Origin of the sequence: Streptomyces sp. HUAS TT11, assembly GCF_051553595.1 — a bacterium.
In the GTDB taxonomy this organism is placed as follows: Bacteria; Actinomycetota; Actinomycetes; order Streptomycetales; family Streptomycetaceae; genus Streptomyces.
The window spans coordinates 2,774,225-2,799,384 of sequence record NZ_CP196184.1; the positions used below are offsets into that span (position 1 = coordinate 2,774,225).

Annotated in this window: 12 protein-coding genes, 1 tRNA gene and 3 rRNA genes; 3 read left to right on the forward strand and 13 right to left on the reverse strand. The window is 66.4% G+C overall.

Annotated features, from left to right (window positions below; translation table 11 throughout):
• Positions 1-144: 144 nt before the first annotated feature.
• Positions 145-5,610, reverse strand: coding sequence for a HAMP domain-containing protein (locus ACSHXN_RS12430; RefSeq protein WP_355129742.1), 5,466 nt, complete (start codon positions 5,608-5,610; stop codon positions 145-147).
• Positions 5,611-5,985: 375 nt separating this feature from the next.
• Here ACSHXN_RS12430 and ACSHXN_RS12435 point away from each other — a divergent pair, with 375 nt between their 5' ends.
• On the forward strand, positions 5,986-8,733 hold the full coding sequence (locus ACSHXN_RS12435; protein WP_355129744.1) for a SpoIIE family protein phosphatase: 2,748 nt from the start codon (positions 5,986-5,988) through the stop codon (positions 8,731-8,733).
• A 56-nt stretch (positions 8,734-8,789) separates the two neighbouring features.
• Here the strand turns inward: ACSHXN_RS12435 and ACSHXN_RS12440 are convergent.
• The 8 genes from ACSHXN_RS12440 to thyX all read right to left on the reverse strand — a co-directional run bounded on the left by ACSHXN_RS12440 (position 8,790) and on the right by thyX (position 19,024).
• Positions 8,790-8,865, reverse strand: a tRNA-Thr gene (locus ACSHXN_RS12440).
• Positions 8,866-8,949: 84 nt separating this feature from the next.
• The gene (locus ACSHXN_RS12445) at positions 8,950-9,612 is read right to left on the reverse strand and encodes a DegT/DnrJ/EryC1/StrS family aminotransferase (protein WP_355129760.1); all 663 of its coding nucleotides are present in this window, start codon (positions 9,610-9,612) and stop codon (positions 8,950-8,952) included.
• A gap of 112 nt (positions 9,613-9,724) precedes the next feature.
• Positions 9,725-9,841: ribosomal RNA gene (gene rrf / locus ACSHXN_RS12450) — 5S ribosomal RNA — on the reverse strand.
• Positions 9,842-9,930: 89 nt separating this feature from the next.
• Positions 9,931-13,033 (reverse strand): 23S ribosomal RNA (locus ACSHXN_RS12455).
• Positions 13,034-13,342: 309 nt separating this feature from the next.
• A 16S ribosomal RNA gene (locus ACSHXN_RS12460) occupies positions 13,343-14,866 on the reverse strand.
• The 16S, 23S and 5S rRNA genes sit together here, the layout of an rRNA operon.
• Positions 14,867-15,360: 494 nt before the next feature.
• Positions 15,361-17,046 carry a ribonuclease J gene (locus tag ACSHXN_RS12465; RefSeq protein ID WP_355142161.1) on the reverse strand — a complete coding sequence of 562 codons (1,686 nt, stop codon included), beginning with the start codon at positions 17,044-17,046 and terminating at the stop codon, positions 15,361-15,363.
• Between the two features lie 127 nt (positions 17,047-17,173).
• The gene (dapA, locus tag ACSHXN_RS12470; protein ID WP_356114821.1) at positions 17,174-18,073 is read right to left on the reverse strand and encodes a 4-hydroxy-tetrahydrodipicolinate synthase; all 900 of its coding nucleotides are present in this window, start codon (positions 18,071-18,073) and stop codon (positions 17,174-17,176) included.
• Between the two features lie 210 nt (positions 18,074-18,283).
• Positions 18,284-19,024 (reverse strand): FAD-dependent thymidylate synthase, encoded by a 741-nt coding sequence (gene thyX / locus ACSHXN_RS12475; protein ID WP_355142157.1) that lies wholly within the window; start codon positions 19,022-19,024, stop codon positions 18,284-18,286.
• A gap of 243 nt (positions 19,025-19,267) precedes the next feature.
• On the opposite strand from thyX, the gene ACSHXN_RS12480 reads away from it, so the two are divergent.
• Positions 19,268-19,504, forward strand: coding sequence for a hypothetical protein (locus tag ACSHXN_RS12480; protein ID WP_355142155.1), 237 nt, complete (start codon positions 19,268-19,270; stop codon positions 19,502-19,504).
• Between the two features lie 115 nt (positions 19,505-19,619).
• Positions 19,620-20,174, forward strand: a complete 555-nt coding sequence (locus ACSHXN_RS12485; protein WP_355142153.1) for a hypothetical protein — start codon at positions 19,620-19,622, stop codon at positions 20,172-20,174.
• Positions 20,175-20,288: 114 nt separating this feature from the next.
• On the opposite strand, the gene ACSHXN_RS12490 is transcribed toward ACSHXN_RS12485, so the two are convergent.
• The 4 genes from ACSHXN_RS12490 to ACSHXN_RS12505 are packed head-to-tail and all read right to left on the reverse strand — an operon-like array spanning position 20,289 to position 25,154.
• Positions 20,289-20,741 (reverse strand): tetratricopeptide repeat protein, encoded by a 453-nt coding sequence (locus ACSHXN_RS12490; protein ID WP_356114822.1) that lies wholly within the window; start codon positions 20,739-20,741, stop codon positions 20,289-20,291.
• 12 nt (positions 20,742-20,753) lie between these two features.
• Positions 20,754-21,506, reverse strand: a complete 753-nt coding sequence (dapB, locus tag ACSHXN_RS12495; RefSeq protein WP_355142150.1) for a 4-hydroxy-tetrahydrodipicolinate reductase — start codon at positions 21,504-21,506, stop codon at positions 20,754-20,756.
• A gap of 52 nt (positions 21,507-21,558) precedes the next feature.
• Positions 21,559-22,938, reverse strand: a complete 1,380-nt coding sequence (locus ACSHXN_RS12500; protein WP_355806057.1) for a M16 family metallopeptidase — start codon at positions 22,936-22,938, stop codon at positions 21,559-21,561.
• Entirely contained in the window at positions 22,935-25,154 is a 2,220-nt protein-coding gene (locus tag ACSHXN_RS12505; protein ID WP_355806054.1) for a polyribonucleotide nucleotidyltransferase, read from the reverse strand. The genes ACSHXN_RS12500 and ACSHXN_RS12505 overlap by 4 nt, the downstream gene beginning before the upstream one ends.
• Positions 25,155-25,160: the final 6 nt, after the last annotated feature.

Here is a 25,160-nt window from a genome sequence, read left to right on the forward strand (position 1 = left end):
CCGTCGCCACACCCTGTCACCGCGATGTCACTGTGCACGTAGCAGAAACGCAGCAGGAGATCAGAAGGTTCCCCGTACACCGCACTTCTACACGGCGGCGGCCACACTCAGTCAGCAACTCCGTGTGAACTTTGCGGATCGCCTTCACTGGTCACGCATCCACTGTTCCATCACGGCCAGCAGGTGATCGGGGTCGACCGGCTTGGTCACGTAGTCAGAGGCGCCCGACTCGATGGCCTTCTCCCGGTCGCCCTTCATCGCCTTCGCCGTCAGCGCGACGATCGGCAGGCCCGCGAACTGCGGCATCCGCCGGATCGCCGTCGTCGTGGCGTAGCCGTCCATCTCGGGCATCATGATGTCCATCAGGACGACTGCTACGTCGTCGTGCTGCTCCAGGACCTCGATGCCCTCCCGGCCGTTCTCGGCGTACAGCACCGACAGGCCGTGCTGTTCCAGGACGCTGGTGAGGGCGAAGACGTTGCGGATGTCGTCGTCGACGATCAGCACCTTCTCGCTGTCGAACCGCACGGTCTGCCGCGGCACGACAGATTCCTGCTGGTCCCCGGCCCACTGCTCCTGCCCGGCGCTCGAACGCTGCGGGGCCGCGGAGACCGCCCTGCGCCGGCGCCGGAAGAGCGCCGCAGGGCCGTTCTGGGTCTCCCGGTACGACTTCACCTCGGCCGGGGTCTCGATCCCCGCCGCACCCGGCTCCGCCTCCGAGGCCAGCAGCTCGTCGGCCGCCATGGCGGGCGCGAGCTGCGCGTAGCCGTGCGGGGGCAGTTCGCTCGGGTGAAGCGGCAGGTACAGAGTGAACGTGGAGCCGCGTCCGGGTTCGCTCTGCGCGTGGATCTCCCCGCCGAGCAGCCGCGCGATCTCCCGGGAAATGGACAACCCGAGGCCCGTACCGCCGTACTTGCGGCTGGTGGTGCCGTCCGCCTGCTTGAACGCCTCGAAGATCACGCGCATCTTGCTGGCCGCGATCCCGATGCCGGTGTCGGCCACGGAGAACGCGATCAGATCCGCGCCCGCGTCCCGCAGCGAACCGGCCTCCAGGAGCTGCTCCCGGATGGCCACCGGGACGTCGTTGCCCGCAGGGCGGATCACCAGCTCCACGGCGCCGGTGTCGGTGAACTTCACCGCGTTGGAGAGCAGGTTGCGCAGCACCTGCAGGAGGCGCTGTTCGTCGGTGTGCAGCGTGGCCGGCAGTTCGGGCGAGACCCGTACGGAGAAGTCCAGGCCCTTCTCCGCGGTCAGCGGCCGGAAGGTGGCCTCCACGTAGTCGACGAGCTGGACGAGCGCGATACGCGTCGGGGAGACGTCCATCTTGCCCGCCTCGACCTTCGACAGGTCGAGGATGTCGTTGATGAGCTGGAGCAGGTCGGAACCGGCGCCGTGAATGGTCTCGGCGAACTCGACCTGCTTGGGCGAGAGGTTGCCCTCGGCGTTGTCGGCGAGCAACTTGGCCAGGATCAGCAGGGAGTTGAGCGGCGTTCGCAGCTCGTGCGACATGTTGGCCAGGAACTCGCTCTTGTAGCGCATGGAGACCGCGAGCTGCTCGGCGCGCTCCTCCAGGACCTGCCGCGCCTCCTCGATCTCGGTGTTCTTGACCTCGATGTCGCGGTTCTGCTGGGCCAGCAGCTCCGCCTTCTCCTCCAGTTCGGCGTTGGACGACTGCAGGGCCTTCTGCCGGTTCTCCAACTCGGCCGACCGCTCCCGCAGTTGCTCGGTCAACTCCTGCGACTGCTTGAGCAGCACCTCGGTCTTGGTGTTGACGGAGATGGTGTTGACGCTCGTCGCGATCATCTCGGCGATCTGGTTCAGGAAGTCCTTCTGGATCTGCGTGAACGGGGTGAAGGAGGCCAGCTCGATCACACCCAGCACCTTGCCCTCGAAGAGCACCGGAAGGACGATCACCTGCGCGGGCGGTGCCTCACCGAGCCCGGAGGAGATCTTCAGATAGCCGCTCGGCGCGTTCTCCACGAGGATCGTGCGCTTCTCCTTGGCCGCGGTCCCGATGAGCGCCTCGCCCGGCCGGAACGACGTCGGCATGGAGCCCATGGAGTAGCCGTAGGACCCCTGCATGCGCAGCTCGTACGCCTCGTCCGCCTCGGCGGCCAGGTCCTTGCCGTCGACCAGCGGCATCGCGAGGAAGAACGCGCCGTGCTGGGCGGACACCACCGGCGTCAGCTCGCTCATGATCAGCGACGCCACGTCCTCCAGGTCGCGGCGCCCCTGCATCAGGGCGGAGATCCGTGCCAGGTTGCCCTTCAGCCAGTCCTGCTCCTTGTTGGCGATCGTGGTGTCGCGCAGGTTGGCGATCATCTTGTTGATGTAGTCCTGAAGCTCCTGGATCTCGCCGGAGGCGTCCACGTCGATCTTCAGGTTGAGGTCGCCGCGGGTCACCGCGGTCGCCACGCGTGCGATGGCGCGCACCTGCCGGGTCAGGTTCCCGGCCATCTCGTTCACCGACTCGGTCAGGTCGCGCCAGGTGCCGTCGACGTCCCGGACGCGCGCCTGACCGCCGAGCTGTCCTTCCGTGCCCACCTCGCGGGCGACCCGGGTGACCTCCTCGGCGAAGGAGGAGAGCTGGTCGACCATGGTGTTGATGGTGGTCTTCAGCTCGAGGATCTCACCGCGGGCGTCGATGTCGATCTTCTTGGTCAGATCGCCCTTGGCGATGGCCGTGGTGACCATCGCGATGTTGCGCACCTGACCGGTGAGGTTGGACGCCATCTGGTTCACGGACTCGGTGAGGTCCTTCCACGTGCCGGCCACACCCGGGACGTGGGCCTGGCCGCCGAGGATGCCGTCCGTGCCCACCTCACGGGCCACCTTGGTGACCTGGTCGGCGAACGAACTCAGCGTCTTCACCATCGTGTTGAAGGTGTCGGCGAGCTGCGCGACCTCGCCACGCGCCTCGATCGTCACCGTCCGTGTCAGGTCGCCGTTGGCGACGGCCGCCGCGACCTGGGAGATGTTGCGCACCTGAGTGGTCAGGTTGTTGGCCATCAGATTGACGTTGTCGTTGAGGTCCTTCCAGATGCCCGTGACACCGGGGACGTGGGCCTGGCCGCCGAGGATGCCCTCGGTGCCCACCTCGCGGGCCACCCGCGTCACCTGCTCGGCGAAGGACGACAGCTGGTCCACCATCGTGTTGACGGTGGTGACGAGCTCGAGGATCTCGCCCTTGGCGTCGACGGTGATCTTCTTGGACAGGTCGCCCTTGGCGACCGCGGTCGTGACCTCGGCGATGTTGCGCACCTGGATGGTGAGGTTGTTCGCCATGAAGTTCACGGACTGGGTGAGGTCCTTCCAGGTGCCGGAGACCCCTTGGACCTCCGCCTGGCCGCCGAGGATGCCCTCGGTGCCCACCTCGCGGGCCACCCGCGTCACCTGCTCGGCGAAGTTGGACAGCTGGTCCACCATCGTGTTGAGGGTGTTCTTCAGCTCCAGGATCTCGCCGCGGGCGTCCACGTCGATCTTCTGCGACAGGTCACCGCGGGCCACCGCCGTCGCGACCTGCGCGATGTTGCGCACCTGAGTGGTGAGGTTGCCGGCCATGCCGTTCACGGAGTCGGTCAGGTCGCGCCACACGCCTGCCACACCCGGCACCTGCGCCTGACCGCCCAGCCGGCCCTCGGTGCCCACCTCACGGGCCACCCGCGTCACCTGCTCGGCGAAGGCGGAGAGCTGGTCCACCAGGTTGTTGATGGTGTTCTTCAGCTCCAGGATCTCGCCCCGGGCGTCCACGTCGATCTTCTGCGACAGGTCACCGCGGGCCACGGCCGTCGTCACCTGGGCGATCTGCCTCACCTGGGACGTGAGGTTGCCGGCCATGAAGTTGACGGAGTCGGTGAGCTCCTTCCAGGTGCCGCTGACGCCGGGCACCACGGCCTGGCCGCCCAGGCGGCCCTCCGTGCCCACGTCCCGCGCCATGCGTGTGACCTGGTCGGCGAAGGCGGACAGCTGGTCCACCATCGTGTTCACGGTGTTCTTCAGCTGGAGCATCTCGCCGGAGACGTCCACGGTGACCTTCTGCGACAGATCGCCGTTCGCCACCGCCGTCGTCACCTGGGCGATGTTGCGCACCTGGCCGGTGAGGTTGCGGAAAGCGGTGTTGACGGAGTCCGTGAGGTCCTTCCAGGTGCCCGCGGCACCCGTGACCTGGGCCTGGCCGCCCAGCTCACCTTCGTCGCCGATCTCCCGCGCCACGCGCGTGACCTCGGAACCGAAGGCCGACAGCTGGTCCACCATCCCGTTGACGGTGTTCTTCAGCTCCAGCATCTCGCCGGCGACGTCGACGGTGACCTTCTGCGACAGGTCACCACTGGCCACGGCCGTCGTCACGGCGGCGATGTCCCGCACCTGGGTGGTCAGGTTCCGGAAGACCGTGTTCACCGAATCGGTGAGGTCCTTCCACGTTCCCGCCGCACCCGGCACGTTCGCCTGCCCGCCGAGCTGGCCCTCGGCGCCGACCTCGTTGGCGACACGGGTGACCTCGTCCGCGAACGTCCGCAGCGTCTCGGTCATCTGGTTGATCGTCTCGGCGAGCTGCGCGACCTCGCCGCGCGCCGACACCGTCACCTTCTGCGACAGGTCGCCGTTGGCGACCGCGGTGGTCACCTGGGCGATCCCGCGCACCTGGGCGGTCAGGTTGCCGGCCATCAGGTTCACCGAATCGGTGAGGTCCTTCCACACGCCGGCCACACCGGGCACCTGTGCCTGGCCGCCCAGCTCACCCTCCGTGCCCACCTCGCGGGCCACCCGGGTCACCTCGGAGGAGAAGGAGGAGAGCTGGTCCACCATCGTGTTGACGGTTTCCTTCAGCTCCAGCATCTCGCCGGCCACGTGAACCGTGACCTTCCGGGACAGATCACCCTTGGCGACCGCCGTGGTCACCAGCGCGATGTCCCGCACCTGGGCGGTCAGCCGGTACGCCATCGTATTGACCGAATCCGTGAGATCCTTCCACGAACCGGACATACCGCGCACCCGGGCCTGCCCACCCAGCTTGCCCTCGGTACCGACCTCACTGGCCACTCGTGTGACCTCGTCGGTGAACGTCGACAGCTGGTCGACCAGATTGTTGACCGTACGGCCGACCTTCAGGAACTCACCGCGCAACGGGTGCCCGGTCCCCTCCGGACCCGGCGCCCGCAACTCCATCCGCGGCGACAGATCACCCTCGGCGACCGCGGACAGCACCCGGCTGACCTCGGAGACCGGGCGCGCGAGATCGTCGACGAGGGCGTTCGAGGCGTCGATGGCGGCCGCCCAGGAGCCTTCGCAGGCCCCCGTCTCCAGCCGCTCCGTGAGCTTTCCCTCACGCCCGACCATGCGCCGCACCCGCGACAGCTCACCGGTCAGATGCAGATTCCGGTCGGCGACCTCGTTGAAGACGGCCGCGATCTCGGCCATCACCCCGTCGCCGGTGACCGTCAGCCGCTTGCGGAAATTGCCGTCCCTCATGGACACCAGAGCCGCCAGCAGCCGGTTCAGGGCCGCCGTGTCCACCGAGGTGGTTCCATTGCGTTCTTTGCGCTGGTTGCTCAGGGACTGTCCGCCTTTTGCGCGCGTCTTCGTGCTCCGCGTCGCTGCGCCAGACTCCACTGTGTCCCTCCCGCAGGGGTCGACCATCACTGCTGTGCTCAGGTGTACTGCTCGCCGTACCGGTTACCGGTGCCTGGTGCCGCCCTGTGTACCAGGCACACGCGCGTGCTCCTGCCCGGCGTGGCAGAAGACACTCTGTCTGCTCGGACCATCTCCAGAAGCTTGCCCAGTGTTTCACCATGCCTGAACCAGGCCATAACAGTTCGGCAGCTTCGCACACGCTCCGCACACCCTCCGGAAGTAAACACAGCCAACCGGCATCCGCATGGACGGCGAAGGTAAGTAACCTTGCATCCGGCTGTCCAGCCGCACCGGTGCGACCGGCCTGGGCGGCGGCACGAGCACGAGCGGGCAGGCATCGGAGGGGCGCCTCACATGACCACCGGACTGCATCCCGGGGGACCACCCCAGGATCCCCGGCACGCGGGGAACCAGCAACTGCCTCGGCAGGAGCGGGTCGGCCCGGTAGCCCCGCACGTCGAGAACCGGACGAGGAGCTCTGTGATCACCGCGCGCGCGGCCGCCACCTTCGAACCCGTCGGACGGTCGGTCGCGACCGCCCGCTCCTTCGTACGCGACACCCTGCAGGGCTGGGGCTTCGCCGACATCGTCGACGACGCCGTCGTCCTGACCAGCGAGTTGGTCACGAACGCCGTCGTGCACGCGGGCACCGCCGCGGACGTCCTGTGCCTGCGCAGCGACGACGGAGTACGCATCGAGGTAGCCGACCGCTATCCGGAGCGCGAGGTCCCGCTCCAGTCGGCCGCCGTCAACATGGGCCACCCCGATCGCGAGGGCGGCCGCGGCCTCCAGCTCTGCGCCGCCCTGGCCGGACGCTGGGGCGTGGAGTACACCCCCACGCACAAGCAGGTCTGGTTCCAACTCGACCTCCCCGAGCGGCCGGTGGGCACCCGTGCGGCGGGACCCACCCTGCCCGCCGATCTTCTCCCGCTCGCCGACGCCCGGGTCCGCGTCGCCGTCGTCCAGATCGACCGCGGCGGCTCCATCACCGCCTGGAACGAGGACGCGGAGGAGCTCTTCGGTTACGCCGCCGAGCAGGTCACCGGAAAGCCGCTCACCGACCTCGCTGCCTGGCCGCACACCCCCGGCACCGGCACCGGCGTCGCCGAGGCCCTCCAGCTCTCGCGCTGGGAGGGCAGCTACGGAATCCGCGGCGCCGACGGCCGTGTCACCCCCGTCTACGCCTCGCATCTGCGTGTACGCGACACCGCAGGCGACCCCTCCACGGTCTGTCTGCTCGTCCGCGACCATGAGCGCGCGGTCCTCCAGACCCCTGTGCGCGGAGCGGCGCCCGACGCCGCCACCGTCCAGGACGGCCAGACCACGGATCCCTTCGAGGTCTTCATCGGCTCCCCCGCCCCGGACGACCTCGACGGCCTGCTGCAGCGCACGGTGGAACGCGCCCGCGACATGCTCGACGGCGACGCGGCCTTCCTGCTCCTCGCCACCGACGACGAGACGGAGCTCGAGGTACGCGCCTCCACGGGCCTGCCGTCCGCCCGTCAGCGCTTCGCCCGTGTCCCGGTCGAGGCGGGCCCCGGCCGCTACGGCTCGGCCCGCATGCCGGCCGTCCACGACGACCTGACGGCCGTCCCCGGCGCCGTGCCCCTGCTGTCCGGCACGGGCATGCGCTCGGTGGTGACGGTCCCGCTGAAGGTGGAGGGCAGGCTCACCGGCTCCCTCGGTGTGGCGGCCGAGGCGGCCTTGCGCTACTCCAACGAAGAGGCCCTGCGGCTCCAGTTCGCGGCCGACCGGATCGCCCTCGCCGTGGAGTCGGCCCGGCTCGGCGAGCTCGAGCGTCTGCGCCGCGGCTCGCTCAGCTTCCTGGTCGAGGCCTCGGATCTCCTCGCCGGCACCCTGGACCGCGACCAGACACTGGCGCTCATGGCGCAGATGACCATCCCGACCCTGGCCACCTGGTGTGCTGTGTACACGATCGCCGACCAGGCCTCGGAGCCCTATCTGTCCTACGTCCTGCACGAGGACGAGGAGCGCATCGACGGCGTCAAGGCGCTCCTGTCGAAGATCGCGCCGCCGGAGCCGATCCCCACGCCGGGCGCGAGGATCTGGACGGCCCCCGGGGAGGCGGCGCACCAGGCGGCGCTGCGCACCTCCATGCGGAGCCTGGGCCTCGGCGAAGCCCCCGCCCTCAGCTCCGGCATCGGCACGACGCTGGCAACCGCTTCGGCGGTCGGCGGCGAGACGGTCGTACTTCCCCTCGTGGCCCGCAACCGCGTCATCGGCATGCTGACCCTGGGCAAACCGACGGACGAGCACTTCCGCCAGGAAATCCTTGAACTGGCCGAGGACTTGAGCCGACGGGCCGCCCTAGCGCTGGACAACGCGCGGCTGTACTCGGAGCGCACGGCCATCAGCCAGTCCCTCCAGCGCAGCCTGCTCCCGCCCGAGCTTCCTCATGTCGACGGCGTCGAGGTGGAGGTCATCTACCGCGCCGCCGGCGAGGGCAACGAGGTCGGCGGCGACTTCTACGACCTGTTCCCGATCCGCGACGGCGCCTACGGCTTCGCCATCGGCGACGTCTGCGGTACGGGTCCGGAGGCGGCGGCCGTCACGGGCCTGGCCCGCCACGCGCTCCGCCTGCTCGCCAGGGAGGGCTTCGGCGGTCCCGCGGTACTGGAGCGCCTGAACTCGGCGATCCTCGACGAGGGCGCCCGCAGTCGCTTCCTGACGCTCCTCTACGGCGAGTTGTGGCCGCAGGAGGACGGCAGCGCACTGCTGAAGGTGGTCTGCGCCGGTCATCCCCTCCCGCTGCGCCTGCGCCAGGACGGGTCGGTGGAACCGGCGGCTGAGCCCCAGCCGCTCCTCGGCGTCATGGAAGACCTGGACCTGTACGAGCAGACCGTCACGCTCGACCCGGGCGACGTCCTGCTCTGCGTGACGGACGGTGTCACCGAACGCCGCGAGGGCACCCGCATGTTGGGCGACGACGGCCTCGCGGACGTCCTGACCACCTGCACGGGCCTCACGGCGGGCGCGGTGGCGGCTCGGATCATGCGCGCGGTGGAGCGCTTCGCGTCCGATGCCCCGTCCGACGACATGGCGATCCTCGCGATGCGCGTCCCGGGCCTTCCGAAGGACTGAGCAAGACCCGGCCGGAAAACGAAGAAGGCCTCGCCCTCATGGGCGAGGCCTTCTGATGGAGCCCCCAAACGGAATCGAACCGTTGACCTTCTCCTTACCATGGAGACGCTCTGCCGACTGAGCTATGGGGGCCGGTTACCTTTTTGAGGTTTCCCTCGCGGCAACGGGATAGATCATACCCCGAACTGGAGTCTGCTCCCAACCATGAGCAGCGGCTCAGAAGGCCGGCTGGAGCAATCCACCGAGGGCATTGCACGCGGACACGATCCGGTTCATCTCACGCTTCGTCAAGGAGGCTTCCACCGGCAGCGAAAGCGTTTCGTCCGAGGCGAGTTCGGTCTCGGGCAGGCACACGTCGCGACGGAACCCCGGCATCCGGTGGACCGGCGTCTTCACCGGCACCCGGCACTCGACGCCCCTGGCTCGAAGGGCCTGTGCGAAAGCGTCCCGGTCCGGCCGTCCATTGCCCGGAACCCGCACCACGTACTGCTGGTAGGTGTGCCCGCCGCCACTGTCGGGGGTACGCAGGCCCCGCAGCCGCCGGTCGAGGTAGGCGGCCCGCTCACGACGCTGCGCGACCTCGGCATAGGGGGTCTCCGACTCACCCTGCTCCAGCACCAGGAGCCCGTGACGCTGCCCGATCTCGTGCAGGCCGGCAACGTCGGCCATGTGCCCGAAGCGATGGACGACGACGATCGCGGCGGTCTGCGTGCCGACCACGGCCTCGACGGCTCTGGGGGCGAGGCAGTACGTCACCGGGTCGATGTCCGCGAAGACCGGCGTCGCGCCGGCCAGGGTCACGGCCTCGGCGACCTCGATGTTCCCGAAGGACGGCACGATGACCTCGTCACCGTGTCCAACTCCCGCGGCCCTGAGCATTCCTGCGGTACCCATGCTCCGGATGGTGGTGCGGCAAAGTGAACGAAAAGTGACGCCCAACGCAAAAAAGCTGGTCCCCGAACCGAAGTTCGGGGACCAGCTCTGAAGATTTGTTCGGCGGTGTCCTACTCTCCCACAGGGTCCCCCCTGCAGTACCATCGGCGCTGAAAGGCTTAGCTTCCGGGTTCGGAATGTAACCGGGCGTTTCCCTCACGCTATGACCACCGAAACACTACGAAACAGAACGCCACACCACCCGAAAAAATCCGGGCGGGGCTGTTCGTGGTTTCAGAACCAACACAGTGGACGCGAGCCTCTATGGACAAGCCCTCGGCCTATTAGTACCGGTCACCTCCACACGTTACCGTGCTTCCAGATCCGGCCTATCAACCCAGTCGTCTACTGGGAGCCTTACCCCATCAAGTGGGTGGGAGTCCTCATCTCGAAGCAGGCTTCCCGCTTAGATGCTTTCAGCGGTTATCCCTCCCGAACGTAGCCAACCAGCCATGCCCTTGGCAGAACAACTGGCACACCAGAGGTTCGTCCGTCCCGGTCCTCTCGTACTAGGGACAGCCCTTCTCAAGACTCCTACGCGCACAGCGGATAGGGACCGAACTGTCTCACGACGTTCTAAACCCAGCTCGCGTACCGCTTTAATGGGCGAACAGCCCAACCCTTGGGACCGACTCCAGCCCCAGGATGCGACGAGCCGACATCGAGGTGCCAAACCATCCCGTCGATATGGACTCTTGGGGAAGATCAGCCTGTTATCCCCGGGGTACCTTTTATCCGTTGAGCGACGGCGCTTCCACAAGCCACCGCCGGATCACTAGTCCCGACTTTCGTCCCTGCTCGACCCGTCGGTCTCACAGTCAAGCTCCCTTGTGCACTTACACTCAACACCTGATTGCCAACCAGGCTGAGGGAACCTTTGGGCGCCTCCGTTACCCTTTAGGAGGCAACCGCCCCAGTTAAACTACCCATCAGACACTGTCCCCGATCCGGATCACGGACCCGGGTTAGACATCCAGCACGACCAGACTGGTATTTCAACGACGACTCCACCTGAACTGGCGTCCAAGCTTCAAAGTCTCCCAGCTATCCTACACAAGCCGAACCGAACACCAATATCAAACTGTAGTAAAGGTCCCGGGGTCTTTCCGTCCTGCTGCGCGAAACGAGCATCTTTACTCGTAGTGCAATTTCACCGGGCCTATGGTTGAGACAGTCGAGAAGTCGTTACGCCATTCGTGCAGGTCGGAACTTACCCGACAAGGAATTTCGCTACCTTAGGATGGTTATAGTTACCACCGCCGTTTACTGGCGCTTAAGTTCTCAGCTTCGCCCACCCGAAAGTGAGCTAACCGGTCCCCTTAACGTTCCAGCACCGGGCAGGCGTCAGTCCGTATACATCGCCTTACGGCTTCGCACGGACCTGTGTTTTTAGTAAACAGTCGCTTCTCGCTGGTCTCTGCGGCCACCCCCAGCTCGAGCAGCAAATGCTCTCACCAAGCGTGGCCCCCCTTCTCCCGAAGTTACGGGGGCATTTTGCCGAGTTCCTTAACCATAGTTCACCCGAACGCCTCGGTATTCTCTACCAGACCACCTGAGTCGGTTTAGGGTACGGGCCGCCATGAAACTCGCTAGAGGCTTTTCTCGACAGCATAGGATCATCCACTTCACCACAATCGGCTCGGCATCAGGTCTCAGACTATTGCCAGGCGGATTTACCTACCTGACGTCCTACACCCTTACCCCGGGACAACCACCGCCCGGGATGGACTACCTTCCTGCGTCACCCCATCACTCACCTACTACCACCTTGGGCCGGCGGCTCCACCACTCCCCTTTGCCCGAAGGCTCCGGGGCGGCTTCACGGCCTTAGCATTAATGGGCTCGATGTTTGACGCTTCACAGCGGGTACCGGAATATCAACCGGTTATCCATCGACTACGCCTGTCGGCCTCGCCTTAGGTCCCGACTTACCCTGGGCAGATCAGCTTGACCCAGGAACCCTTAGTCAATCGGCGCACACGTTTCCCACGTGTGAATCGCTACTCATGCCTGCATTCTCACTCGTCAACCGTCCACAACTACCTTCCGGTGCTGCTTCACCCGGCAGACGACGCTCCCCTACCCATCACAACACCCGTTAGGGCTATATGCTGCAATGACACGACTTCGGCGGTACGCTTGAGCCCCGCTACATTGTCGGCGCGGAATCACTAGACCAGTGAGCTATTACGCACTCTTTCAAGGGTGGCTGCTTCTAAGCCAACCTCCTGGTTGTCTGTGCGACTCCACATCCTTTCCCACTTAGCGTACGCTTAGGGGCCTTAGTCGATGCTCTGGGCTGTTTCCCTCTCGACCATGGAGCTTATCCCCCACAGTCTCACTGCCGCGCTCTCACTTACCGGCATTCGGAGTTTGGCTAAGGTCAGTAACCCGGTAGGGCCCATCGCCTATCCAGTGCTCTACCTCCGGCAAGAAACACACGACGCTGCACCTAAATGCATTTCGGGGAGAACCAGCTATCACGGAGTTTGATTGGCCTTTCACCCCTAACCACAGGTCATCCCCCAGGTTTTCAACCCTGGTGGGTTCGGTCCTCCACGAAGTCTTACCTCCGCTTCAACCTGCCCATGGCTAGATCACTCCGCTTCGGGTCTTGAGCGTGCTACTCATACGCCCTATTCGGACTCGCTTTCGCTACGGCTACCCCACACGGGTTAACCTCGCAACACACCGCAAACTCGCAGGCTCATTCTTCAAAAGGCACGCAGTCACACCAAAGTGCTCCCACGGCTTGTAGGCACACGGTTTCAGGTACTATTTCACTCCCCTCCCGGGGTACTTTTCACCATTCCCTCACGGTACTATCCGCTATCGGTCACCAGGGAATATTTAGGCTTAGCGGGTGGTCCCGCCAGATTCACACGGGATTTCTCGGGCCCCGTGCTACTTGGGTATCTTCCAAACGAGCCGCTGACGTTTCGACTACGGGGGTCTTACCCTCTACGCCGGACCTTTCGCATGTCCTTCGTCTACATCAACGGTTTCTGACTCGCCCCACGGCCGGCAGACCGCAGAAGAAAGAACCCACAACCCCGCACACGCAACCCCTGCCGGGTCTCACACGTATACGGTTTGGCCTCATCCGGTTTCGCTCGCCACTACTCCCGGAATCACGGTTGTTTTCTCTTCCTGAGGGTACTGAGATGTTTCACTTCCCCTCGTTCCCTCCACACTGCCTATGAGTTCAGCAGCGGGTGACAGCCCATGACGACTGCCGGGTTTCCCCATTCGGAAACCCCCGGATCAAAGCCTGGTTGACGACTCCCCGGGGACTATCGCGGCCTCCCACGTCCTTCATCGGTTCCTGGTGCCAAGGCATCCACCGTGCGCCCTTAAAAACTTGGCCACAGATGCTCGCGTCCACTGTGCAGTTCTCAAACAACGACCAACCACCCATCACCCCGGACCAAAATCCGAGTTCACTGGGGTCGGCGCCGAAGGACGAGCAACGCTCGCACCCTCAGACACCCAACAGCGTGCCCGACCCGAACCCGTCCGAAGATCATGCGTTCCACGCTCCACAGAGCAGTACTAGCAGCCTCCGACCCGAGACCCAGACCGAATAGTCAACGTTCCACCCATGAGCAACCAGCATCGAACGTTCGCCGATGTACTGGCCTCTGACCAACCGAAGTCGGTGAGAAGTGCTCCTTAGAAAGGAGGTGATCCAGCCGCACCTTCCGGTACGGCTACCTTGTTACGACTTCGTCCCAATCGCCAGTCCCACCTTCGACAGCTCCCTCCCCGAGGGGTTGGGCCACCGGCTTCGGGTGTTACCGACTTTCGTGACGTGACGGGCGGTGTGTACAAGGCCCGGGAACGTATTCACCGCAGCAATGCTGATCTGCGATTACTAGCGACTCCGACTTCATGGGGTCGAGTTGCAGACCCCAATCCGAACTGAGACCGGCTTTTTGAGATTCGCTCCACCTCACGGTATCGCAGCTCATTGTACCGGCCATTGTAGCACGTGTGCAGCCCAAGACATAAGGGGCATGATGACTTGACGTCGTCCCCACCTTCCTCCGAGTTGACCCCGGCGGTCTCCCGTGAGTCCCCAGCACCACAAGGGCCTGCTGGCAACACGGGACAAGGGTTGCGCTCGTTGCGGGACTTAACCCAACATCTCACGACACGAGCTGACGACAGCCATGCACCACCTGTACACCGACCACAAGGGGGCACCCATCTCTGGATGTTTCCGGTGTATGTCAAGCCTTGGTAAGGTTCTTCGCGTTGCGTCGAATTAAGCCACATGCTCCGCCGCTTGTGCGGGCCCCCGTCAATTCCTTTGAGTTTTAGCCTTGCGGCCGTACTCCCCAGGCGGGGCACTTAATGCGTTAGCTGCGGCACCGACGACGTGGAATGTCGCCAACACCTAGTGCCCACCGTTTACGGCGTGGACTACCAGGGTATCTAATCCTGTTCGCTCCCCACGCTTTCGCTCCTCAGCGTCAGTAATGGCCCAGAGATCCGCCTTCGCCACCGGTGTTCCTCCTGATATCTGCGCATTTCACCGCTACACCAGGAATTCCGATCTCCCCTACCACACTCTAGCCTGCCCGTATCGACTGCAGACCCGGAGTTAAGCCCCGGGCTTTCACAATCGACGCGACAAGCCGCCTACGAGCTCTTTACGCCCAATAATTCCGGACAACGCTTGCGCCCTACGTATTACCGCGGCTGCTGGCACGTAGTTAGCCGGCGCTTCTTCTGCAGGTACCGTCACTCTCGCTTCTTCCCTGCTGAAAGAGGTTTACAACCCGAAGGCCGTCATCCCTCACGCGGCGTCGCTGCATCAGGCTTGCGCCCATTGTGCAATATTCCCCACTGCTGCCTCCCGTAGGAGTCTGGGCCGTGTCTCAGTCCCAGTGTGGCCGGTCGCCCTCTCAGGCCGGCTACCCGTCGTCGCCTTGGTGAGCCGTTACCTCACCAACAAGCTGATAGGCCGCGGGCTCATCCTGCACCGCCGGAGCTTTCCAACCTCCCAGATGCCCAGGAGGCTCGTATCCGGTATTAGACCCCGTTTCCAGGGCTTGTCCCAGAGTGCAGGGCAGATTGCCCACGTGTTACTCACCCGTTCGCCACTAATCCACCCCGAAGGGCTTCATCGTTCGACTTGCATGTGTTAAGCACGCCGCCAGCGTTCGTCCTGAGCCAGGATCAAACTCTCCGTGAATGTTTACCGGATATCCGGTCGAACACCACGAGAGCGGGACCAGGAGGAGGAATAATCCCCCCGGTCCACAGCGTCCTCGCTGTGTTATTTCAAAGGAACCTCGCCCCAGCAGACGCTGGAGACGGGGTATCAACATATCTGGCGTTGACTTTTGGCACGCTGTTGAGTTCTCAAGGAACGGACGCTTCCTTCGTACTCACCCTCTCGGGCTTTCCTCCGGGCGCTTCCCTTCGTGTTTCCGACTCTATCAGACCATTTCGCGATCCGATTTCCTCGGTGCTTTCCAGGTTTACGCTCTCGCGTTTCCCTTTCCGGCGGTTCCGACTTTATCAGAGGTTCTGAGTCGGGATTTCCACCCCCACCGGGTCGTCCCGGACGCTCGGTTGCGTCGGGTTCCCCTGCGGGCGGAGCCGTAAACGTACTGGAGCGGGGCGCCTCGATGCAAATCGAGGCGCCCCGCTCCGGCTGCACATGGGTGAGGTCTTGACGGAGCGTCAGACCTCGACGACCACAGGCAGGATCATCGGCCTGCGCCGATAGGTGTCCGAGACCCACTTGCCCAGGGTCCGCCGGACCAGTTGCTGCAGCTGGTGCGGCTCGACGATCCCGTCCTGGGCCGAGCGCTCCAGTGTCTCGGTGATCTTCGGGATGATCACGTCGAAGGCCGCGTCCTCGATGCCCGAGCCGCGTGCCTGGACATAGGGACCACCGGTGATCTTGCCCGTCGAGGAGTCCACGACCACGAAGACCGAGATGATGCCCTCGTCACCGAGGATCTTCCGGTCCTTCAGCGCCGGCTCGCCGACGTCACCGACCGAGAGGCCGTCGACGTACACGTATCCGGCCTGGACCTTGCCGGAGATTCTCGCCTTGCCCTCGATCAGGTCGACGGCGATGCCGTCCTCGGCGATGACGATCCGGTCGTGCGGCACGCCCGTCAGTGCGCCCAGTTCGGCGTTCGCCCGCAGATGACGCCACTCGCCGTGGACCGGCATCAGGTTCTTGGGGCGGCAGATGTTGTAGAAGTACAGCAGCTCGCCCGCGGACGCGTGGCCGGAGACGTGCACCTTGGCGTTGCCCTTGTGCACGACGTTGGCGCCCCAGCGGGTCAGGCCGTTGATCACGCGGTAGACCGCGTTCTCGTTCCCGGGGATCAGCGACGACGCGAGGATCACCGTGTCGCCGTCGACGATGCGGATCTGATGGTCCCGGTTGGCCATCCGCGACAGGGCCGCCATCGGCTCGCCCTGCGAACCCGTGCAGACCAGCACGACCTGTTCGTCCGGCAGATCGTCCAGGGTCTTCACGTCGACGACCAGGCCCGGTGGCACCTTCAGGTAGCCCAGGTCCCGAGCGATACCCATGTTGCGGACCATGGAGCGGCCCACGAAGGCGACCCGGCGGCCGTACTCGTGTGCCGCGTCCAGGATCTGCTGGATGCGATGGACGTGGCTGGCGAAGCTCGCCACGATGATCCGCTTACGGGCACCGGCGAAGACCTGGCGCAGAACGTTGGAGATGTCGCGCTCGTGCGGGGTGAACCCCGGGACCTCCGCGTTGGTGGAGTCGGCGAGCAGGAGGTCGATGCCTTCCTCGCTCAGCCGCGCGAACGCGTGGAGGTCGGTCAGACGGTTGTCCAGCGGCAGCTGGTCCATCTTGAAGTCGCCCGTGTGGACCACCATTCCGGCGGGCGTACGGATGGCGACCGCCAGCGCGTCCGGGATGGAGTGGTTGACCGCGACGAACTCGCAGTCGAAGGGGCCGACACGCTCGCGCCGGCCCTCGGCGACCTCGAGCGTGTAGGGACGGATGCGGTGCTCCTGGAGCTTGGCCTCGATGAGGGCGAGCGTCAGCTTGGAGCCGATCAGCGGGATGTCGGGCTTCTCGCGCAGCAGGAACGGGACACCGCCGATGTGGTCCTCGTGGCCGTGCGTGAGGACGATGCCCTCGACCTGGTCGAGGCGGTCCCTGATGGACGAGAAGTCCGGCAGGATCAGGTCGATTCCGGGCTGCTCCTCCTCCGGGAAGAGCACTCCGCAGTCGACGATCAGCAGACGGCCGCCGTACTCGAAGACCGTCATGTTTCGGCCGATCTCACCGAGTCCGCCGAGCGGGGTGACCCGCAGGCCACCTTCGGGCAGCGGCGGGGGCGGGCCGAGTTCAGGATGCGGATGACTCAAAAGACTCTCCTGACCACGCGCGCCACGTACCTGTAGGGCACGCGGCGCGCATGACGTTCGTGCAAAAGCAGTTGTGGATGTGGGGTGCAGGCACCTGTGTCCTGCCTATTCAGTTGTGAAGTCTTTGTCAGAGCTCTACCCCGCCGGCGGCAAGATCGATCTTGAGCTGGGCGGTCTCCTCGGACGAAAGCTCGACCATGGGCAGACGCAGCGGGCCGGCGGGCAGGCCCCGGAGGGCGAGCGCGGCCTTGGTCGTCATGACGCCCTGGGTGCGGAACATGCCGGTGAAGACGGGAAGCAGCTTCTGGTGGATCTCCAGTGCCTTCTGGACGTCGCCGCCCACGTAGGCCTCGACCATGGCACGCAGCTCCGGCGTGACGACGTGGCCCACCACCGAGACGAAGCCCACCGCGCCCACGGACAGCAGGGGCAGGTTGAGCATGTCGTCGCCCGAGTACCAGGCGAGGCCGGACCGGGCGATGGCCCAGCTGGCGCGGCCGAGATCGCCCTTGGCGTCCTTGTTGGCCACGATCCGCGGGTGCTCGGCCAGCCGGACGAGGGTCTCGGTGTTGATCGGGACTCCGCTGCGGCCCGGGATGTCGTAGAGCATGACCGGCAGGTCGGTCGCGTCGGCGACGGCCTTGAAGTGCCGGTACAGGCCGTCCTGCGGGGGCTTGTTGTAGTACGGCGTGACGGTCAGCAGACCGTGCGCGCCGACCGCCTGTGCCGCGCGGGCCAGCTCGATGCTGTGGTGGGTGTCGTTCGTGCCGACGCCGGCCACGACGTGGGCGCGGTCGCCGACCGCCTCCAGCACGGCCCGTACGAGGTCCGTTTTCTCCGCATCGCTCGTGGTGGGCGACTCACCGGTGGTGCCGTTGATGATCAGGCCGTCGTTGCCTGCGTCCACCAGGTGGGTGGCGAGCCGCTGTGCGCCGTCGAGGTCGAGTGCGCCGTCCGCCGTGAAGGGCGTGACCATGGCGGTGAGGATCCGCCCGAAGGGGATCTGCGGAGTGGAGGTCGGAGCCATGGGTAACACGCTACTCGCTGCCTCGGGCGCGGTCTGCCCTAGGGGGTCGGGAAAAGTCCTGACAAAGATGGAGCCCGGCACTGCCTGCTCGGGGGTTCAAGCAGTGCCGGGTCCGTTTGATCAGGCTAGATGAACTTCTCGAAATGCCGCAATACGGACACCTCGCTCGGCTGACCGCACATCTGTACCCGACCGGGAAAAAGATGCGTGTTACGGCGCCATACGCCCGTTGGCGTTGAACGCGGCGTGGGTGAGGGGCATGAGCCCGGCCCACGCCGCCTCCATCTTCTCGCCGACCATCTCGATCTCCCGCTGCGGGAAGGACGGCACCTTGGCGAGCTCGTGCTGGGTGCGCAGGCCGAGGAAGTGCATGAGCGAGCGGGCGTTGCACGTCGCGTACATCGAGGAGAAAAGTCCGACCGGCAGGACCGAGCGGGCGACCTCGCGCGCGACGCCCGCGGCCAGCATCTCCTGATACGCCTCGTACGCGTGCACGTACGTCTCCTCCATGACACGGCCCACCAGCTCCTGCTGGCCGGCGGTGCCCTCCACGAACCGGTACTTCCCGGGGCGGCCCTCCTGGACCAGCTTGCGGGACTCGGCGGGGACGTAGAACACCGGCTGGAGCTCGCGGTAGCGCCCGCTCTCCTCGTTGTACGACCAGCCCACGCGGTGCCGCATGAACTCGCGGAAGACGAAGATCGGGGCATTGATGAAGAAGGTCATCGAGTTGTGCTCGAACGGGCTGCCGTGGCGGTCCCGCATCAGGTAGTTGATCAGTCCCTTGGAACGCTCCGGGTCCTTCTTCAGCTCGTCGAGGGACTGCTCGCCCGCGGTGGAGACTCGGGCGGCCCACAGCACGTCGGAGTCGGCCGCGCTGTGCTTGACCAGCTCGACGGTGACGTCGCTGCGGAAGCTGGGCTTGAGGTCGTCGGCTGGGATGTCGGTCACGGTGTGGAGGGTCCTTCCCATCACGGGCTCGGGCGGCGCCCACTCTACGACCCGGCACCGACAGCGGGACCTTCGGTACCGGTCCGCGACATTCACCCGCGAACTTCGGCGAAATCAGCGAAACAGGGCACCATTCGCGCCATTCGCGCGTCTGTGTTGGTGACGACGATCCGTTCGTGTCGCCCTGAGTTCACCCACCCCGGCCCCAGGACCTCTTCGAGCCCGAAAAGGAGAAGCGCCCCCATGTTCCGTCGGCGCGAGTCCGTACCCTTCGCCTTCCTCGCCGAAGCCGACTCCTTCCGGAGCAACATCGCTCCCCCGCCCCGCCAGCGCGCCACGCGCGGGCAGATGGCCGGGCGCTGGCTGATGGGGCTCACCATCGTCGCGGGTCTGGTGGGCGCCCTGGTGATAGGCATGCCCGCCCTGCAGCAGCAGTCGCCCGCGCCCACGCAGCACTCCGAGGCGTCCGACGGGCGCTGACCCCCTCGCCCGGCCGGCGCGGAGGCGCCCTCCTCGGAACCCCGAGGGTGGTGGGAGGGCAGCCGGCTCGATAGCCTCACCGGGCACAGCCCCATGGACCGAGCGAGGATCAGCCGTGCCCCTGCCCTTTCTGACGGCCGACCGTACTTACGATCAAGCGGCGGACGATCTTCCGCTGCCCTACGACGACCGTGACCGCTGGCGACGCCCCTACCGTCCCGGCCCGTGGCGGGTGGGCGCGGCCGCTCTTCTGCTGCTGCTCGCCTCGTACGTGCTCTTCGCGGGTGTCGTCATCGGGCTCACCGGCACGCCGTCGAGCGCCGGTACGGCGCTCGTGATCGGGGTGCTCATCATCGCCGCGGCCCTGCGACTGCTGCGGGTCGGCGTATGGGTGAGTGCCCGCGGACTGCGCCGGGTGGCCTTCTTCCGCACCCGCACCGTCGCCTGGGAGCAGATCGGCTCCGTACGGACGGTGCAGCAGCCGGTGCGCTGGCTCGGACTGCCGCGCACGGTGCAGGGACAGGCGCTGGTCCTCTCGCCCAAGGGCCGCGCGTCCGAGGACCTGCCGCTGATGACCACGCACGGCGCGGACTTCCTGGCGCGTTCCCAGGCGTTCGACCGCGCGGCGGACACGGTGGAGGCCTGGGCCGGCGAGTATCGCGAAGGCTGACACACGACGACGGAGGGGCCGGTCTCGCACAGCGCGAGACCGGCCCCTCCGTCGTGCAGGTCGGGAGTCCTCTGCCCCGCGCAGGCCCCCGAAGGGCGCGTCAGGGGCCTGAGGTCAGGTCCCGACCGTTCTGCCTTCGTGCAAGGAGATCGCCCGCTGCATCGCCTTGCGGGCGCGGGGGGTGTCACGGGCGTCGTGATAGGCGACCGCCAGCCGGAACCAGCTGCGCCAGTCGTCGGGGGCCGCCTCCGTCTCCGCCTTTCGCCTGGCGAAGACCTCGTCGGCCGAGTCACGGTCGATCCGCCCGCTCGGCGTGCGCCTCAGCTCGTCGACCGGCAGACCTCCCTCGGCGTCCAGCTGGGCGGCGAGCCGGTTGGCCTTGTGTACGAACTGCGTGTTCTTCCACAGGAACCAGACCCCGATGACCGGCAGGATCAGCACCGCCACACCGAAGGCGACGGTGACCGGGGTGCCGTTCTGGATCAGGAGCAGACCGCGGCTGCCGACCAGGACGAAGTAGACGACCAGGACGGCGGCCGTGACGGTATAGGTGATCTTCGCGCGCATGGACGGCTGCTTCTACTTCAGGTCGAGGAAGTGCTCCAGGCCGAAGGTCAGGCCCGGAGCGGTCACGACGCGGCGGACGCCGAGCAGGATGCCCGGCATGAAGCTGCTGTGGTGCAGCGAGTCATGGCGGATGGTGAGGGTCTCGCCCTCGCCGCCGAGCAGCACCTCCTGATGGGCGAGCAGTCCGCGCAGCCGGACCGCGTGCACCGGGACACCCTCGACGTCGGCTCCCCGCGCGCCGTCCAGAGCCGTCACCGTGGCGTCGGGCTGCGAGAGGCTGCCCGCCTTCCGGCGTGCGGCGGCGATGAGCTGGGCGGTGCGCGTGGCGGTGCCGCTCGGGGCGTCCACCTTGTTCGGGTGGTGCAGCTCGACCACCTCGACGGACTCGAAGTACGGGGCGGCCACCTCGGCGAACTTCATGGTCAGCACCGCGCCGATGGAGAAGTTCGGGGCGATGAGGACCCCCGTCTCCGGGGACTGGGCGAGCCAGCCCTTCAGCTGTGCGAGGCGCTCGTCGGTCCAGCCGGTGGTGCCGACCACTCCGTGGATGCCGTGCCGTACGCAGAAGTCGAGGTTGCCCATCACCGAGGCCGGGGTGGTCAGCTCCACCGCGACCTGGGCGCCGGCGACGACGAGGCTCTCCAGCTTGTCGCCGCTGCCGAGGGCGGCGACGAGTTCCATGTCCTCGGCGGCTTCGACGGCCCGTACCGCCTCCGAACCGATCCGGCCCCTGGCACCGAGGACCGCCACGCGCAGCTTGCTCATGTTCCTGATTCCTTGGTCGAACGTGTCGAGGACGGTCGGATGCGTCGAGAAGCTACGCGACCGCTTCGTGCAGGCGCGACGCCTGCTTGTCCTTGAGCGGACCGATGACCGACAGCGAGGGCCGCTGCCCCAGGATCTCCCGGGCCACCGACCGGACGTCGTCCGGGGTGACCGCGGCTATCCGGGCCAGCATGTCGTCCACCGACATCTGGTCGCCCCAGCACAGCTCGCTCTTGCCGATACGGTTCATCAGCGCGCCCGTGTCCTCGAGCCCGAGGACCGTGGAACCCCGCAGCTGGCCGATGGCGCGCTCGATCTCGTCGTCGGACAGGCCCTGCTCGGCGACGTGGTCCAGCTCGTCGCGGCAGATCTTCAGCACGTCGTGCACCTGGCTCGGCCGGCAGCCCGCGTACACGCCGAACAGGCCGCAGTCGGCGAAACCCGAGGTGTACGAGTAGACGCTGTAGGCGAGGCCGCGCTTCTCCCGGACCTCCTGGAACAGCCGCGAGGACATACCGCCGCCCAGAGCGGTGTTCAGCACGCCGAGAGCCCAGCGGCGGTCGTCGGTGCGGGCCAGCCCGGGCATGCCGAGAACGATGTGCGCCTGTTCGGTCTTGCGGCCCAGCAGCTCGACACGGCCGGTCGTACGGATGGCGCGGCGGCCGTCGCGCGGGGCGAGCGGTACGGCGTCCGTGCCCGTGAGGGCGCCGGCCTTCTCGAAGGCGGCACGCACCTGACGGACGACCTTGTTGTGGTCGATGTTGCCGGCGCAGGCGACGACGAGGTGCGTGGGGTCGTAGTGCTTCTTGTAGAAGCGGCGGATGCGGTCGGCGGTCAGGGCGTTGACGGTGTCCACCGTGCCGAGGACCGGTCGGCCGAGCGCGTTGTCGCCGAACATCGTGTGCGCGAACAGGTCGTGCACACAGTCGCCGGGGTCGTCCTCGGTCATCGCGATCTCCTCGAGGATCGCGCCCCGCTCGATGTTGACGTCCTCTTCGAGGATCCGAGAGCCGGTGAGCATGTCGCACACGACGTCGATGGCGAGCGGCAGATCGGTGTCGAGCACGCGTGCGTAGTAGCACGTGTACTCCTTCGCCGTGAACGCGTTCATCTCACCGCCGACCGCGTCGATCGCCGAGGAGATGTCGAGGGCACTCCTGCGCTGCGTGCCCTTGAAGAGCAGGTGTTCCAGGTAGTGCGTGGCGCCGTTCAGGGACGGCGTCTCGTCGCGCGAACCGACGTGCGCCCAGATGCCGAAGGTGGCGGAGCGCACCGAGGGCAGCGTCTCGGTGACGACACGCAGACCACCAGGGAGAGTGGTCTTGCGGACGGTACCGATGCCGTTCACACCCTTGATCAGAGTTTGGGTACGGGCAACGGCCCGCGCCTCCGAGGAGGAGCGGGCCGTCACCTTGAAGCCACGGGACGTCACTTGTCGGTGTCGTCCTTCGCCTCGTCGGCCTCGCCTTCGCCCTCGATCACCGGGATGAGGGAGAGCTTGCCGCGGGAGTCGATCTCGGCGATCTCGACCTGGACCTTGTGGCCCACGCCGAGGACGTCCTCGACGTTCTCCACGCGCTTGCCACCCGCGAGCTTGCGGATCTGCGAGATGTGGAGCAGGCCGTCCTTGCCCGGGAGCAGGGAGACGAACGCACCGAAGGTGGTCGTCTTCACGACCGTGCCCAGGTAGCGCTCGCCGACCTCCGGCATGGTCGGGTTGGCGATGCCGTTGATCGTGGCGCGGGCGGCCTCGGCGGAGGGGCCGTCGGCGGCACCGATGTAGATCGTGCCGTCGTCCTCGATCGTGATCTCGGCGCCGGTGTCCTCCTGGATCTGGTTGATCATCTTGCCCTTGGGGCCGATGACCTCACCGATCTTGTCGACCGGGATCTTGACGGTGATGATCCGCGGGGCGTTCGGGGACATCTCGTCGGGCCGGTCGATGGCCTCCATCATCACGTCGAGGATGTGGAGACGGGCGTCACGGGCCTGCTTCAGGGCCGCGGCCAGGACGGAGGCCGGGATGCCGTCCAGCTTGGTGTCGAGCTGGAGTGCGGTCACGAACTCCTTGGTGCCGGCCACCTTGAAGTCCATGTCGCCGAAGGCGTCCTCGGCACCGAGAATGTCGGTCAGCGTCACGTAGTGCGTCTCGCCGTCGATCTCCTGGGAGATCAGACCCATGGCGATACCGGCGACCGGGGCCTTCAGCGGCACACCCGCGTTCAGCAGCGACATGGTGGAGGCGCAGACCGAGCCCATGGACGTCGAGCCGTTGGAACCGAGGGCCTCGGAGACCTGGCGGATCGCGTAGGGGAAATCCTCGCGCGCGGGCAGCACCGGGACCAGGGCGCGCTCGGCGAGGGCGCCGTGGCCGATCTCGCGGCGCTTCGGGGAGCCCACGCGACCGGTCTCACCGGTGGAGTACGGCGGGAAGTTGTAGTTGTGCATGTAGCGCTTGCGGGTCACCGGCGAGAGGGTGTCCAGCTGCTGCTCCATGCGCAGCATGTTGAGGGTGGTGACGCCCAGGATCTGGGTCTCGCCACGCTCGAACAGGGCCGAACCGTGCACCCGCGGGATGGCCTCGACCTCGGCGGCGAGGGTGCGGATGTCCGTCACGCCACGGCCGTCGATGCGCTTCTTCTCCTTGATGACACGCTCACGGACCAGGGCCTTGGTCAGCGAACGGTACGCGGCGGAGATCTCCTTCTCGCGGCCCTCGAACTCCGGCAGGAGCTTCTCGGCGGCGAGCTGCTTGACGCGGTCCAGCTCGGACTCGCGCTCCTGCTTGCCGGCGATGGTGAGCGCCTGGGCCAGCTCGGGGCGGACGGCGGCGGTCAGCGCCTCGAAGACGTCGTTCTCGTAGTCGAGGAAGATCGGGAACTCGGCGGTCGGCTTGGCGGCCTTGGCGGCGAGGTCCGACTGCGCCTTGCACAGCACCTTGATGAAGGGCTTCGCGGCCTCGAGACCGGCGGCGACGACCTCCTCGGTCGGCGCCTCGGCACCACCCGCGACCAGCTGGATGGTCTTGTCGGTGGCCTCGGCCTCGACCATCATGATCGCGACGTCGCCGTCCTCCAGGGCGCGGCCGGCGACCACCATGTCGAAGACGGCGTCCTCGAGCTCGGTGTGCGTCGGGAAGGCGACCCACTGGCCGTTGATCAGCGCGACGCGGACGCCGCCGATCGGACCGGAGAAGGGCAGACCGGCCAGCTGCGTGGAGGCGGACGCGGCGTTGATCGCCACGACGTCGTACAGGTGGTCGGGGTTGAGCGCCATGATCGTGGCGACGACCTGGATCTCGTTGCGCAGGCCCTTCTTGAAGGAGGGGCGCAGCGGGCGGTCGATCAGTCGGCAGGTGAGGATGGCGTCCTCGGACGGACGGCCCTCACGGCGGAAGAAGGAACCGGGGATCTTCCCGGCCGCGTACATCCGCTCCTCGACGTCCACCGTCAGGGGGAAGAAGTCGAGCTGGTCCTTGGGGTTCTTGGACGCGGTGGTGGCCGACAGCACCATGGTGTCGTCGTCCAGGTACGCGACGGCGGAGCCGGCGGCCTGCTTGGCCAGGCGGCCCGTCTCGAAGCGGATCGTGCGGGTGCCGAAGGAGCCGTTGTCGATGACGGCCTCGGCGTAGTGGGTCTCGTTCTCCACTAGCGT

Bases quoted from the DNA above. Each gene is read 5' to 3' on its own strand.
- ACSHXN_RS12480 (WP_355142155.1), top strand. From the start codon at position 19,268: ATGTTCCGTCGGCGCGAGTCCGTACCCTTCGCCTTCCTCGCCGAAGCC.
- ACSHXN_RS12435 (WP_355129744.1), top strand. From the start codon at position 5,986: ATGACCACCGGACTGCATCCCGGGGGACCACCCCAGGATCCCCGGCAC.
- dapB (WP_355142150.1), bottom strand. From the start codon at position 21,506: ATGAGCAAGCTGCGCGTGGCGGTCCTCGGTGCCAGGGGCCGGATCGGT.
- ACSHXN_RS12445 (WP_355129760.1), bottom strand. From the start codon at position 9,612: ATGCTCAGGGCCGCGGGAGTTGGACACGGTGACGAGGTCATCGTGCCG.
- ACSHXN_RS12490 (WP_356114822.1), bottom strand. From the start codon at position 20,741: ATGCGCGCGAAGATCACCTATACCGTCACGGCCGCCGTCCTGGTCGTC.
- dapA (WP_356114821.1), bottom strand. From the start codon at position 18,073: ATGGCTCCGACCTCCACTCCGCAGATCCCCTTCGGGCGGATCCTCACC.